A 13,873-nucleotide genomic window follows, 5' to 3' on the forward strand; every position below is an offset into this window, starting at 1 on the left:
ATCGTAAGATTCTCATTTAAAAAACAACAAAATAAGGAAAACATAGAATGGCTAAGGGGCAATCTTTGCAAGATCCGTTCCTGAACGCATTACGTCGTGAAAGGGTTCCGGTCTCTATTTATTTAGTTAATGGTATTAAATTGCAGGGTCAAATCGAATCTTTTGACCAATTTGTTATTTTGCTGAAAAACACAGTTAGCCAGATGGTTTATAAACACGCTATCTCTACTGTGGTTCCAGCACGCCCTGTTTCTCATCATAGCGGTACTGGTACTGCTGGCGCTGGCAATGGCAACTACCACGGTGGTGCTTCTGCTGGGCAAGATGGCGAATCAGCTGAGTAAGACTGTACGCTAAAAACAAGGAAAGCATGGGTAGGGAGACTATACCTGTGTTTTTCCTTTGCAATTATTGTTTAGCCTAAGAGGTTACACCTTGTTTGATAGGTATGAAGGCGGTGAACTAGCTGTACTGGTTCATGTCTTTTTTGATCAAGAAAAAGACGTTGATAATTTAGCAGAATTTGAGTCTTTAGTGACGTCTGCTGGCGTTAAACCTGTACAAATAGTAACTGGCAGCCGTAAGGCTCCCCACCCAAAATTTTTCGTTGGGGAAGGGAAAGCTGAAGAAATCGCTGAAGCCGTCGAAGCTAGTGGTGCGGATGTGGTGCTATTTAACCACACGCTTAGCCCTGCTCAAGAACGTAATCTCGAACGGGTTTGCCAATGTAAGGTCGTTGATCGTACAGGGGTAATTTTAGATATATTTGCACAACGTGCGCGTACGCATGAAGGTAAACTTCAAGTTGAATTAGCTCAATTACGGCATTTATCCACTCGCTTAGTGAGAGGATGGACGCACCTTGAGCGACAAAAAGGCGGGATTGGTTTACGTGGTCCCGGCGAAACTCAGCTTGAAACTGACCGCCGATTACTCAGAGATAAAATCAAACAGATTTTATCTCGTCTCGGACGAGTCGAAAAACAGCGTGAGCAAGGTCGCCAATCAAGAAGCAAAGCAGATATTCCAACTGTTTCCTTGGTGGGCTATACCAACGCCGGAAAATCCAGTTTATTTAATCGGATGACGTCGGCAGATGTTTACGCAGCAGACCAACTGTTTGCTACGTTAGATCCTACTTTACGTCGTATCGATGTTGATGATGTAGGAACTGTCGTTTTAGCGGACACCGTGGGTTTTATTCGCCACCTTCCACATGATCTAGTTGCTGCATTTAAAGCAACTCTGCAAGAAACACGTGAAGCCACTTTACTACTCCATGTGATTGATGCAGTTGATGTCCGACTGGATGAAAATATCCAAGCGGTTGACAGTGTGCTGGAAGAAATCGAAGCAAATGAAATCCCAACACTTTTAGTGATGAACAAAGTTGATATGCTCGGCGATTTTGTCCCGCGTATTGACAGAGATGAGGATAACAAGCCGGTTCGTGTCTGGGTTTCAGCGCAAACAGGTGAAGGTATCCCTTTGTTGCTTCAAGCATTAACGGAATGCCTTTCAGGTGAGATCGCACATTTTGAATTGCGTTTACCGCCGAATGAAGGTCGCTTACGGAGTCGTTTTTATCAACTTCAATCCATCGAACGTGAATGGCAAGAAGAAGACGGCACTATTGGACTTGAGGTGCGTATGCCAATGGTGGATTGGCGACGTTTATGTAAGCAGGAGCAACAATTACCTAACTATGTTGTTTAAAAATGATGTTAAAACAGTTAGTTGACTGAATTAACCGCAACACAGTTAGGCAATGGAATTGATATTAAGAGCCCAATATCCTCGACTTGATTCAAGACGCCCATGGGTGAAATGAATGATGAGAAATATCGCTCTTAGCCCTAAAAATCAATCATAAAGAATGGAGCTAAAACATGGCGTGGAATCAGCCCGGTAATGACGGACAAGACCGCGATCCGTGGGGAAGCGGCAATAAAGGCAGCAACTCTGGCGGGAACAAAGGTGGTCGGAAACCTGGGGCTTATGATCTCGACGATCTCTTTCGTAAAATAGGCAGCAAGCTTGGCGGCGGCGGTAATAAAGGCGGCGGCGGTGAAGGTAACAACAAACAGCCATCACAGCTGAGCGGTCGTCTAGGTATGTTAGCACTTGCTGCGGTTGTCGTAGTATGGGCTGGCTCAGGCTTCTATACCATTAAAGAAAGTGACCGTGGCGTAGTATTACGTTTTGGTGAATATAGTGGTGTTGTTGGACCTGGTCTGAACTGGAAACCAACGTTTATCGATCAAGTCATTCCTGTGAACGTTGAAACTGTTCGCGAGCAAGCGACTAACGGTATGATGCTGACATCAGATGAAAACGTTATCCGCGTTGAAATGAACGTCCAGTATCGTGTTACTGATCCTGCTCAATACCTGTTCAGCGTAACTAATCCTGATAATAGCCTGCGTCAAGCGCTGGATAGTGCGGTGCGTGGCGTTATTGGTCAATCTGCTATGGAGCAAGTATTGACTACGAATCGAGCCTTTATCCGTGATGTTACGCAGAAAGAGCTAGAAGCTACGATTGCACCATACAAAATGGGTATTACCCTGCTGGACGTCAACTTCCAAGCGGCTCGTCCGCCAGAAGATGTTAAAGCGGCGTTTGATGATGTAATCTCCGCAAGGGAAGAAGAACAAAAAACAATTCGTGAAGCGCACGCTTACCGAAATGAAGTTCTGCCTCTCGCGAAAGGTAACGCGCAACGTATGATCGAAGAAGCTGAAGCTTACAAGGCGAGCGTCGTCTTCAAAGCAGAGGGTGAGGTCGCAAGCTTTGCGAAAATGCTACCTGAATATCGTGCTGCACCAGAAATTACCCGCGAGCGTTTATACATCGAAACGATGGAACGCGTATTAGCAAATACACGTAAAGTAATTGCTAATGATAAGAGCAACAGCATGTTAGTCCTGCCGTTGGATCAAATCATGCGTGGTGCGACGGGCAATACGCCTGCGGCGCCAAAAGTGAATCAGTCAGCAAGAATGACGAACTCAACGAACAATTCATCTTCTACGAGTTCAGCACCTGCGCAGCCAAACAATTCTGTGCGTGGTGATGCAGTTAGAGTTGGGAGACAATAATCATGCGTAAGTCATTTATTTTTGTAGTGATTGCTGTTTTAGCCGTTGCCTACGCATCAATCTTTATTGTTCCTCAAACTGAGCGCGGTATTGTATTACGCTTTGGTAAGGTTTTACGTGATTCTGAGAATAAACCCATCGTTTATGAACCAGGTCTGCATTTCAAAGTTCCATTTATTGAAACTGTAAAAATGCTAGATGCACGTATTCAAACGTTAGAAATTCAAGCTGACCGTTACCTGACTAGCGAAAACAAAGACTTAATGGTGGATTCATACCTGAAATGGCGTGTTACTGATTTCAGCCGTTACTATGTAGCGACTGGCGGCGGTAACCCATTCCAAGCAGAAACCCTGTTAAAACGTAAGTTCAGTGACCGTTTACGTTCTGAGTTTGGTCGTTTAAGCGTTAAAGACATCATCACTGACTCTCGTGGTCGTTTAACCGTTGATGTTCGCGATGCACTGAACAAAGGTACAGCAACTGACGAAGCAACCAAAGACGCTGATGCTGCAATTGCAGATGCGGCGGCTCGCGTTGAAAAAGAAACTAACTTGAAGCCACTGGTTGTTAACGCAAACAGTATGGCGGCGTTAGGTATCGAAGTGGTTGACGTGCGTATCAAACGTATTGAATTACCAAATGAAGTTTCTGAAGCCATCTATGCACGTATGCGTGCAGAGCGTGAAGCGGTAGCGCGTCAGCATCGTTCACAAGGTCAAGAAGAAGCAACTAAAATTCGTGCGGTAGCGGATAAGACAGTAACAGAAACACTGGCAGAATCAGAGCGTACAGCGCTGACCCTGCGAGGTGAAGGTGATGCAATGGCAACGAAACTGTTTGCTGATGCATTCAACCAAGACCCAGAGTTTTATGCCTTTATTCGTAGCCTGCGTGCTTATGAGCAGAGCTTCAAGAACGGTGATGATGTGATGGTGCTTAGCCCAGACACTGATTTCTTCCGTTTTATGAAGGCGCCAACTAAGCTGCGTTCAACGGATTAAATGATAAACAGATTAAGTTACGTGCAACGAGCTTAAATTACTGTTAATCTAATAAAGAAAAGCCCGCTTCGGTGGGCTTTTTTTCGCCTGTCGTTTTAAGTGATGGATTTTTCAGGGAAAATTTGAGCTGCTCAGGTTGGGAAAATTCACTTTGAGTCTACGACAGAAATAAAACTACCATTTTACTTGCTTTCTAGAAAAAAATTTTTGTAATGCCAAAATATCACTGGAACAGTTCATTTTTGATGGTAGAATTCATTTTTAAGCAACCGAGTGTATTTCGAAATGGGTAAGAACGTTGTCGTACTGGGCACCCAATGGGGTGACGAAGGGAAGGGCAAGATCGTTGACTTGCTGACAGAACGAGCTAAATATGTAGTTCGCTATCAGGGCGGCCATAATGCTGGCCATACTCTTGTTGTAAACGGTGAAAAAACCGTTCTCCACTTAATTCCATCCGGTATTCTTCGTGAAAATGTCATCAGCATCATTGCTAATGGTGTTGTTCTTGCGCCTGATGCTTTAATGAAAGAGATGAAAGAACTGGAAGATCGCGGTGTTCCTGTTCGTGAGCGTTTACGTATCTCTGAAGCATGCCCACTGATCCTGCCTTATCACATCGCATTAGACAATGCGCGTGAAAAAGCGCGTGGAGCAAAAGCTATCGGTACAACTGGTCGTGGCATCGGTCCTGCATACGAAGATAAAGTTGCACGTCGCGGTCTGCGTGTTGGTGACTTATTCGATAAAGCAACTTTCGCTGAAAAATTAAAAGAAATCATCGAATACCATAACTTCCAACTGGTTCACTACTACAAAGAGCCAGCGGTTGATTACCAAAAAACGTTAGATTACGTCATGTCAGTTGCAGACCTTCTGACTAGCATGGTAATTGATGTTTCTGATTTGCTCTACAAAGCGCATCAGAAGAATGAATTAGTGATGTTTGAAGGTGCACAAGGTACGCTGCTGGATATCGACCACGGTACTTATCCGTATGTAACTTCTTCAAACACAACAGCGGGTGGTGTTGCAACAGGCTCAGGCTTAGGTCCACGTTATGTGAACTACGTTCTGGGGATCATCAAAGCTTACTCAACACGTGTTGGTGCGGGTCCATTCCCAACTGAACTGTTTGATGAAACGGGTGAATTCCTGCGTGAGAAAGGCCAAGAATTCGGTGCAACCACTGGTCGTAAACGTCGTACTGGTTGGTTAGACATCGTGGCTATCAACCGTGCTGTACAAATTAACTCCCTGTCAGGTTTCTGCTTAACTAAACTGGACGTTTTAGACGGTTTAGAAGAAGTGAAAATCTGTGTTGGCTACCGTCGTCCAGATGGCAAAGTGTTAGAAACAACACCTTTAGCCGCCGATGAGTGGGTTGGTTTAGAGCCAGTTTACGAAAGCATGCCAGGCTGGAGCGAAACGACTTTCGGCGTTAAAGAAAGAGCGTTACTACCGCAAGCAGCTTTAGATTACATCCAACGCATTGAAGAATTGACGGGCATTCCTGTTGATATTATTTCAACTGGTCCAGACCGTTCAGAAACGATGATCCTGCGTGATCCGTTTGACGTTGAGTAATAGACAGAACAGCGCTCACTGAGCGCTGTTTTTTTATCTCTCCCATTTTCCTTCCGATGAATTCCTTTTTGATAAAACGCTAAAATTTTCAGATAATATCCATCAAGTTGAACATTATGTGCCATTGCAAGCATCTTTACGGGCAAGGATGGGCTAGACTAAAACTAAGGCGATATACTGTAGAAAATCGTTCAAATTGACCGTTAGATGGTAGCCAAAAAAACAAATATAACGAAAATGGCAGATAAGTATTTCACTACATACTGTAGTACCAAAAATTTTTGAGGTGATTGTGCAGCTGACAAGTTTTACTGATTATGGGTTACGCGCCCTAATTTATTTAGCCGCCCTAGAAAAAGGGCAAATGACGAGTATTACACAAGTCACTGAAGTGTATGGTGTTTCTCGTAATCACATGGTTAAAATTATTAATCAGCTAAGCCACCTTGGCTATGTAAAAGCCACCCGTGGTAAAAATGGCGGGATCGCACTGGGTCAACCGGCGGAATCCATTCGGATCGGTGATGTTGTCCGCGCATTAGAACCACTCACTCTAGTCAATTGTAGTGGCGAATTTTGCCATATTACGCCCGCTTGCCGCCTAAAAGGTGTATTGCAAAAGGCGATACAACAATTTTTACAAGAACTAGACCAATATACGCTAGCGGACATGGTCAAAGATAATAGTCCGCTGTATCAATTACTGCTCGATTAATGTCTCAGTAATTTATCACTCTGATGACAATGGAGGTAACAATGTCAAACGATCCTTTTCAGGAAAGAGAAGCAGAAAAATACGAATCCCCAATTCCGAGTAGAGAGTTTATTTTAGATCTCTTATCTAAGCGCACAGCACCTGCAAACCGTGAAGAAATTGCACAGCTACTCAACCTCTCTACGGAAGATGAATTGGAAGCATTGCGTCGTCGCTTACGTGCGATGGAACGTGATGGACAGTTAGTTTTCACTCGCCGCAAATGTTATGCATTACCAGAGCGTATTGACCTATTAAAAGGTAAAGTTATTGGTCACCGTGATGGTTATGGTTTCTTGCGTGTCGAAGGTAAAAAAGAAGATTACTACTTATCTCAAGATGAGATGAAGCGCGCTTTACATGGTGATGTGATTTTGGCTCAACCTTATGGTCAAGACCGTAAAGGGCGTACTGAAGTGCGTGTTGTACGTGTATTAGAGCCGCGCAATAACCAAATTGTTGGACGCTATTTTATTGAAGCGGGAATGGGGTTTGTTGTTCCTGATGATAGCCGTTTAAGTTTCGATATTTTAATTCCGAAAGACAAACAGTGTGGCGCCCGTATGGGTAACGTGGTGGTGGTAGAATTAGAAACTCGCCCACAACGCCGCTCTCAAGCTGTTGGGAATATTATTGAAGTACTCGGTGAGACTATGGGTACGGGTATGGCGGTAGAAATCGCATTACGTACTCATGAAATTCCGCACTCTTGGCCGCCACAAGTGACAAAGCAAGTGGCTGATTACAGTGAAACAGTCCCTGAAGCTGCGAAGAAAGGGCGTGTGGATCTACGCGATCTTCCACTCGTTACCATCGATGGCGAAGACGCTCGTGACTTCGATGACGCCGTTTACTGTGCACCGAAAAAAGGTGGCGGTTGGCGTTTATGGGTGGCGATTGCGGATGTGAGCTATTATGTCCGCCCACAAACGGCACTGGATACGGAAGCCCATAGCCGTGGTAACTCGGTCTACTTCCCATCCCAAGTTGTGCCAATGCTACCGGAAGTGCTGTCTAACGGATTATGTTCACTAAACCCAGGCGTAGATCGTCTGTGTATGGTATGTGAAATGACGGTTTCGGCATCTGGAAAACTTTCTTCATATAAATTCTATGAAGCGGTGATGAGCTCCCACGCGCGTTTAACCTACACCAAAGTGTGGAAAATGCTGCAAGGGGATGAAGAGCTACGCGAGCATTACAAAGCGTTAGTGCCTCATATCGAGCATTTACACCAATTATACAAAGCGTTAGATGCAGCACGTATTGAGCGTGGCGCTATCTCGTTTGAGTCTGAAGAAGCCAAATTTATCTTCAATGCGGAACGTCGCATTGAGCGTATTGAGCCTGTAGAGCGTAATGATGCACACAAATTAATTGAAGAGTGCATGATTTTAGCTAATATTGCGGCGGCGCGATTTGTTGAAAAAAAAACGAAGAGCCTGCTCTATACCGTGTGCATGACCGTCCGAAAGAAGAGAGCGTTATGAACTTACGCTCAGTATTCAGCGAGTTAGGTTTAACACTGCCGGGTGGCATGAAGCCAGAGCCAAGAGATTACGCCCAAGTAATGAACGAAGTGGCTGAGCGCCCAGACCATGAGCTATTGCAGACCATGATTTTGCGTTCAATGAAGCAAGCGATTTATGATCCAGAAAACCGCGGTCACTTTGGTTTAGGTCTAAAATCGTATGCGCACTTTACCTCGCCAATTCGTCGTTATCCTGACTTAAGCTTGCACCGTGGTATTAAATACTTACTGGCAAAAGAGCATGGTCATGGAGATAAGCGCTGGACGGAAACGGGCGGATGGCACTCCGATATGGACAGCATGCTGCAATTGGGTGAGCACTGCTCACTGACCGAGCGCCGCGCAGATGAAGCTACCCGTGACGTCGCAGATTGGTTAAAATGTGACTTCATGCAAGACCAAGTGGGACAAGTATTTACTGGACTTATCACTAGCGTGACAGGTTTCGGTTTCTTTGTTCGCTTAAATGACCTATTCATTGATGGCTTAGTGCATATCTCAACCCTCGATAACGACTATTATCGTTATGACGCGGTTGGACAGCGCTTAATCGGTGAATCTTCCGGTACAACTTATCGCCTTGGCGATGAAGTGGAAATCCGTGTAGAAGCGGTACATATGGATGAGCGCACCATTGATTTTGCTTTAATTTCAACGACACGAAAAGCGAAAAACCCGGGCAAAACCACGCGGGATAAGATGAAGAAAGAAGTTAAAAATGCGACACGTTCAGCCCGTCGAAAAGGCGATGTGAGCAAAGAAAAAAACTTCGAACCTGATTCTGCATTTCGTCGTTCAGAGAAAAAAGGCAAGAAAGACAGCAAAGACGCTAAACCTGAAGGTAAAGGAAACGGTAAAGCGAAAAGCAAAAAGCCGTCCGATAAAACCAAAAAAATCAGTGCCAAGTTAAAAGCAAAACGCGTGGCGAAAAAATCCCAAAAACAAGAGGGATAAGCGCGTTTCATGATACAAGGTGGCGGGCAATCGCCACCTTTTGATTTTCCACCTATTTAATGTTCTCAACCTAAAAGATATTTATGAGCGAAATTATTTATGGCATTCACGCAGTGAAAGCCCTGCTTGAGCGTTCTCCGCAACGTATTAAAGAAGTCTATATTTTAAAAGGTCGTGAAGACCGCCGCCTGATGCCTATCGTTCATGAAATCGAAGCGTTGGGGATTGTGGTGCAAGTGGCAAATCGCCAATGGATGGACGCACAAACTGAAGGTGCAGTACACCAAGGGATTATCGCCAATGTGTTAGCCGGTAAACAGTATCAAGAAGGGGATCTTCCAGATTTACTGGAAAGCACCGAATCGCCATTTTTACTGATCCTCGACGGTGTGACTGACCCACATAACTTAGGTGCGTGTTTACGTAGTGCAGACGCAGCCGGTGTTCATGCAGTGATTGTTCCTAAAGACAAATCCGCACAATTGAACGCAACCGCGAAGAAAGTGGCATGTGGTGCAGCGGAAAATGTTCCGCTGATCCGTGTGACTAACTTGGCAAGAACCTTACGTTTACTGCAAGAGTACAATGTGTGGATTGTCGGCACCGCCGGCGAAGCTGACCATAACTTGTATCAAAGTAAACTGACTGGCGCTATCGCATTAGTGATGGGCGCGGAAGGTGAAGGTATGCGTCGTTTGACTCGCGAACATTGCGACGAGCTGATTAGCATCCCAATGGCGGGCTCAGTTTCATCGCTGAACGTCTCTGTGGCAACGGGCGTGTGCCTGTTTGAAGCAGTACGTCAACGCATTGCCAAATAAATCATAAAATAATTTTTGCTTAATTTGTCCCCATCTCTTGAGTTTTTTATCTGGGATGGGTATAGTTACGCGTCAATTTTTTAGCCGCACTCAACAAGTTCCTTGCCTCCGCGGGCCGCGGTTAACCCAGACAGGAGGCTAATAATCCGTAAGGAGCAACTACTAATGCGTCATTACGAAATCGTTTTTATGGTCCATCCTGACCAAAGCGAACAGGTTCCGGGCATGATCGAGCGTTACAGTGCTGTTATCACTAACGCACAAGGTCAGATTCACCGTCTGGAAGACTGGGGCCGTCGTCAACTGGCTTACCCAATCAACAAACTGCACAAAGCTCACTATGTTCTGCTGAACGTAGAAGCTCCACAGGAAGCGATTGATGAGCTGGAAACTAACTTCCGCTTCAACGATGCCGTTATCCGCAGCATGGTTATGCGCTTAAAACACGCAGTAACAGAAGCTTCTCCAATGGTCAAAGCCAAAGACGAACGTCGCGGCCGTGACATGTCTGATGATTATCAAGACGAAGAAGCAGAAGAAACTGGGGATTCTGAAGAGTAATTGCTCAGGTGATCACTAATCGTCTAGTGCTGACAGGCACAGTCTGTAAAGCATTGATTCGAAAAGTGAGTCCGTCCGGCATTCCACATTGCCAGTTTGTTTTAGAACATCGTTCTGGACAACAGGAAGCTGGAATGTCACGGCAAGCATGGTGCAGAATGCCCGTCATTGCCAGCGGACAAGCCTTACAAACCCATACTCACAGTATAACGGTCGGCAGTCTGATTACTGTTACAGGTTTCATTAGTACCCATCAGGGACGTAATGGAATCAGTAAATTAGTCTTACATGCCGAGCAGATTGATTTGATAGATTCTGGAGACTAGCCATATGGCACGTTATTTCCGTCGTCGCAAGTTCTGCCGTTTCACAGCGGAAGGCGTTCAAGAGATCGACTATAAAGATATCGCAACGCTGAAAAACTATATCACTGAAAGTGGTAAAATTGTACCAAGCCGTATCACCGGTACTCGTGCAAAATATCAACGCCAGCTCGCTCGTGCTATCAAGCGCGCTCGCTACCTGTCTCTGTTACCATACACTGATCGTCATCAGTAATTGGTACAGTCCATTAACGACTAATAGAGGATAAGGTAATGCAAGTTATTCTGCTTGATAAAGTAGCTAACCTAGGTAGCCTGGGTGACCAAGTTAACGTTAAATCGGGCTACGCTCGTAACTTCTTAGTACCACAGGGCAAAGCTGTTCCTGCAACTAAGAAAAACGTTGAATTCTTCGAAGCTCGCCGCGCTGAACTGGAAGCTAAATTAGCTGACGTTCTGGCAGCAGCACAGGCTCGTGCAGCAGCTGTTACTGCGCTGGGTTCTGTTACTCTGGCTTCTAAAGCTGGTGACGAAGGTAAACTGTTCGGTTCAATCGGTACTCGTGACATCGCTGACGCAATCACTGCGGCTGGCGTTAAAGTTGCGAAAAGCGAAGTTCGCCTGCCAAACGGCGTTCTGCGTACTACTGGTGACCACGAAGTTCACTTCCAGTTACACAGCGATGTTTTCGCAGAGCTGAACGTTATCATCGTTGCTGAGTAATCAATAATGATGATAGTTGCCACTGTTAACGCGGTGGCACAATAAAAAAACACCGGGAATCCGGTGTTTTTTTATTTCTAGCATATCTAAAACTTACTGATTAACTGAACATTGGTAATCCAGTAATTCTCCTGCACTACCTAAATTAAACTGCCAAACATCCATCCGATTCGCTAATAATACCATCGAACCATCTTTCAGCTCCGTCACCGCCAGTCCATAGTTCCCCATGTTGTCATTATGTGCTTGAACATATTCATTTAGCTGCTTGAAAGGGCTTTGTTGGCTATCTAACTTTTTCGCCCAATATTCATGCCCTTCCAATTCCACTGGAAAAACATGCCACTCAGATTTAATCGCATCTGCATGTTGGTTAACTAGCTCAATAACCTGCGGTTTTAGGCAAGCAATATGGATATGAAGTTGATCTTGGGAACGCCCATATTGTGAATTAATCGCTAAAGCGAGTTTATCATCGCTAATAACGGGTTGACCCGCGGGGCTAACACTCTCACGTTCATTCCAGGCAAGCGTAAAGTAATCCGGACTATTATCTTCGAGTAATAAAGGGGATTCGATACCACTGACTTTATCGGTTGGCAGTACCAAATTATGAACCGGGCCTTTTTTATCTTTGAAGAGTACATAGCGATTGTCTAAATCCACTTTCATGCAAGATGGATTACGCTGGTCAGGATCATTGATAGCAATGCACTGCTGGCTAATGATATTCCACAGCCCATCTGCATGGTATTTAATCCATGAAATATAGCCAATAAGACTGAGTAGTAGGAGTAAAACTACGGCGGCAATAATTTTAATGAGCTTCTTTTTGCAGGTATTGTTGTTTTTCTGCATAGATTGTCCTGTTCTTTTCCCTGTTTAACTATTAAGTGTAATAAAGAACAGTGATTATACGTAGTTTATGGTGAGAAATGTCATCAAATAACGTCTCAATTGAATTTTTATTCTGAAAATAAAAGAAAGGTCGGGGTATTGTATGAAATCCCCGACGTTAAAATATAAATTAAGGTGTTCGGTAATAGCTACCATCGCTTAAGCGTGTAAAGCTATAGGTTTGACCGTTGGTTGCTGTAATTTCCAGCTGTTGAACTTCACCTTTCCCATTGGCTTTCAATCGGATTTTCTGCCCTTGCTGCAAGTTGCTAAGGGGTTTTTCTGAGCCTTCAGCTTTTGCCATGATAAAGGCATCATTTGCCTGCAAGTTATTATCACGAAATAGCTGCGCCAATGTTTTTCCTTTCTGAACGCGATAATTCTGCCATTCATTAGCTGACGGACGAGTGGTTGGTGGCGTGGATGGCTGTGATGGCACGCTGGTGCTTGGCTGCTGTGTCGGCAGAGACGTTTGCGGCTCTTGAATAATTTCAGGCTCACTTGGCAATGGCGGTGATGTCTCTGGGATGTTGGTTGTCGGTTGCTCTGGTTGCGATAACACCGTATCCGGGATTGGATTAGGCTGCGAAGTCGGTGGGATCACGATAGGTTGGTTTGGCACATTGCTTGTATTATTTTGGGTGGAATTAGATTTATCGCCAGTAGGCCAAAATAAGGCAGCAATAACGATCAGCGCTAGAATAGCAATTCCATAGCGATGAAAAGTGGATAGTCTCAACATGACCCCTCCTATATTTGAGGAATAATTAATCACAGACGTTTTAACGCATACTAGCACTATTTACGCGTAAATTAACAAGTTGAAGACTAATTTAGGAGAACACTGAATAATTTAGACAGTTTTATTCTTCCGTTATCGGGTTTAGGTTTACCCATAGGAAAGGGGCTGCTATCCTTGGTTTTTCTCAAAAATGAAATGGGTATTTTCATGGCAAACCAAAACTTTGATTCAGTAGAAGCTCAAGCGAGCTATGGCATTGGTCTACAAATTGGACAGCAATTATTAGAATCAGGACTAGAAGGCTTAGTTCCAGACGCAATTTTAGCGGGTCTGACTGATTCTTTAGAAGGCAACATGCCATCAGTTCCAGTTGAAGCTCTGCATAAAGCACTGCGTGAAATGCACGAGCGTGCAGATGCAGTTCGCCAAGAGCGTCAAAAAGAACTGGCTGCAGAAGGTCAAAAATTCTTAGATGAAAACCAGAAGAAAGACGGCGTATCGACTACTGAGTCTGGTTTGCAATTCTCTGTGATCAACCAAGGTGAAGGCGCAATCCCAGCTCGTTCTGACCGTGTTCGCGTTCATTACACCGGTCGTTTAATTGACGGTACTGTGTTCGACAGTTCCGTACAGCGCGGTCAGCCAGCAGAATTCCCAGTAAGCGGCGTGATCCCTGGTTGGATTGAAGCACTGACATTAATGCCAGTGGGTTCAAAATGGGAATTATACATTCCTCATGAATTAGCTTACGGTGAGCGTGGTGCTGGCGCATCCATTCCGCCATTCAGCACCCTCGTTTTCGAAGTTGAGTTACTGGAAATTTTATAATTTTCTGACTGACTTACAGAAAAGAATAATAGCCTCATTCGCTTGCC

14 protein-coding genes and 1 pseudogene are annotated in these 13,873 nt (G+C 44.7%); 13 read left to right on the forward strand and 2 right to left on the reverse strand.

Annotated features, from left to right (window positions below; all coding sequences use genetic code 11):
* Nucleotides 1–47: 47 nt before the first annotated feature.
* The 12 genes and pseudogenes from hfq to rplI all read left to right on the forward strand — a co-directional run bounded on the left by hfq (nucleotide 48) and on the right by rplI (nucleotide 11,359).
* Nucleotides 48–344, forward strand: coding sequence for an RNA chaperone Hfq (gene hfq, locus GKR71_RS09225; RefSeq protein ID WP_006662385.1), 297 nt, complete (start codon nucleotides 48–50; stop codon nucleotides 342–344).
* A 91-nt stretch (nucleotides 345–435) separates the two neighbouring features.
* Nucleotides 436–1,716 (forward strand): ribosome rescue GTPase HflX, encoded by a 1,281-nt coding sequence (hflX, locus tag GKR71_RS09230; protein ID WP_036948938.1) that lies wholly within the window; start codon nucleotides 436–438, stop codon nucleotides 1,714–1,716.
* Between the two features lie 173 nt (nucleotides 1,717–1,889).
* The gene (gene hflK, locus GKR71_RS09235) at nucleotides 1,890–3,101 is read left to right on the forward strand and encodes an FtsH protease activity modulator HflK (protein ID WP_036948941.1); all 1,212 of its coding nucleotides are present in this window, start codon (nucleotides 1,890–1,892) and stop codon (nucleotides 3,099–3,101) included.
* Nucleotides 3,102–3,103: 2 nt separating this feature from the next.
* Nucleotides 3,104–4,105 (forward strand): protease modulator HflC, encoded by a 1,002-nt coding sequence (hflC, locus tag GKR71_RS09240; protein ID WP_036948944.1) that lies wholly within the window; start codon nucleotides 3,104–3,106, stop codon nucleotides 4,103–4,105.
* Between the two features lie 285 nt (nucleotides 4,106–4,390).
* A complete protein-coding gene (locus GKR71_RS09245; protein ID WP_036948947.1) occupies nucleotides 4,391–5,692 on the forward strand; it encodes an adenylosuccinate synthase in 1,302 nt (433 codons plus the stop codon).
* A gap of 292 nt (nucleotides 5,693–5,984) precedes the next feature.
* Nucleotides 5,985–6,407: a nitric oxide-sensing transcriptional repressor NsrR gene (gene nsrR, locus GKR71_RS09250; protein ID WP_036948950.1), complete on the forward strand. Its 423-nt coding sequence runs from the start codon at nucleotides 5,985–5,987 to the stop codon at nucleotides 6,405–6,407.
* A 41-nt stretch (nucleotides 6,408–6,448) separates the two neighbouring features.
* Nucleotides 6,449–8,931: pseudogene (gene rnr, locus GKR71_RS09255) on the forward strand (ribonuclease R).
* An 83-nt stretch (nucleotides 8,932–9,014) separates the two neighbouring features.
* Nucleotides 9,015–9,752 carry a 23S rRNA (guanosine(2251)-2'-O)-methyltransferase RlmB gene (gene rlmB, locus GKR71_RS09260; RefSeq protein ID WP_036948954.1) on the forward strand — a complete coding sequence of 246 codons (738 nt, stop codon included), beginning with the start codon at nucleotides 9,015–9,017 and terminating at the stop codon, nucleotides 9,750–9,752.
* A gap of 165 nt (nucleotides 9,753–9,917) precedes the next feature.
* A complete protein-coding gene (rpsF, locus tag GKR71_RS09265; RefSeq protein WP_006657979.1) occupies nucleotides 9,918–10,313 on the forward strand; it encodes a 30S ribosomal protein S6 in 396 nt (131 codons plus the stop codon).
* Between the two features lie 8 nt (nucleotides 10,314–10,321).
* Nucleotides 10,322–10,639, forward strand: a complete 318-nt coding sequence (gene priB / locus GKR71_RS09270) for a primosomal replication protein N (protein ID WP_036948958.1) — start codon at nucleotides 10,322–10,324, stop codon at nucleotides 10,637–10,639.
* Between the two features lie 4 nt (nucleotides 10,640–10,643).
* Entirely contained in the window at nucleotides 10,644–10,871 is a 228-nt protein-coding gene (gene rpsR, locus GKR71_RS09275) for a 30S ribosomal protein S18 (protein ID WP_000135199.1), read from the forward strand.
* A 38-nt stretch (nucleotides 10,872–10,909) separates the two neighbouring features.
* A complete protein-coding gene (gene rplI / locus GKR71_RS09280; RefSeq protein ID WP_036948960.1) occupies nucleotides 10,910–11,359 on the forward strand; it encodes a 50S ribosomal protein L9 in 450 nt (149 codons plus the stop codon).
* Between the two features lie 93 nt (nucleotides 11,360–11,452).
* On the opposite strand, the gene GKR71_RS09285 is transcribed toward rplI, so the two are convergent.
* Together GKR71_RS09285 and GKR71_RS09290 are read right to left on the reverse strand one after the other, a co-directional pair.
* Nucleotides 11,453–12,217, reverse strand: coding sequence for a CDP-diacylglycerol diphosphatase (locus tag GKR71_RS09285; RefSeq protein ID WP_036948963.1), 765 nt, complete (start codon nucleotides 12,215–12,217; stop codon nucleotides 11,453–11,455).
* Nucleotides 12,218–12,386: 169 nt separating this feature from the next.
* On the reverse strand, nucleotides 12,387–12,998 hold the full coding sequence (locus tag GKR71_RS09290) for a LysM-like peptidoglycan-binding domain-containing protein (protein WP_154609535.1): 612 nt from the start codon (nucleotides 12,996–12,998) through the stop codon (nucleotides 12,387–12,389).
* A 207-nt stretch (nucleotides 12,999–13,205) separates the two neighbouring features.
* Between GKR71_RS09290 and GKR71_RS09295 the strand changes: the two genes are divergently transcribed.
* Nucleotides 13,206–13,826: a peptidylprolyl isomerase gene (locus GKR71_RS09295; RefSeq protein ID WP_036949262.1), complete on the forward strand. Its 621-nt coding sequence runs from the start codon at nucleotides 13,206–13,208 to the stop codon at nucleotides 13,824–13,826.
* The last annotated feature ends 47 nt before the right edge of the window (nucleotides 13,827–13,873 follow it).

This window comes from Providencia sp. wls1922 (genome assembly GCF_009706505.1).
GTDB classification, from domain to species: domain Bacteria; phylum Pseudomonadota; class Gammaproteobacteria; order Enterobacterales; family Enterobacteriaceae; genus Providencia; species Providencia lanzhouensis.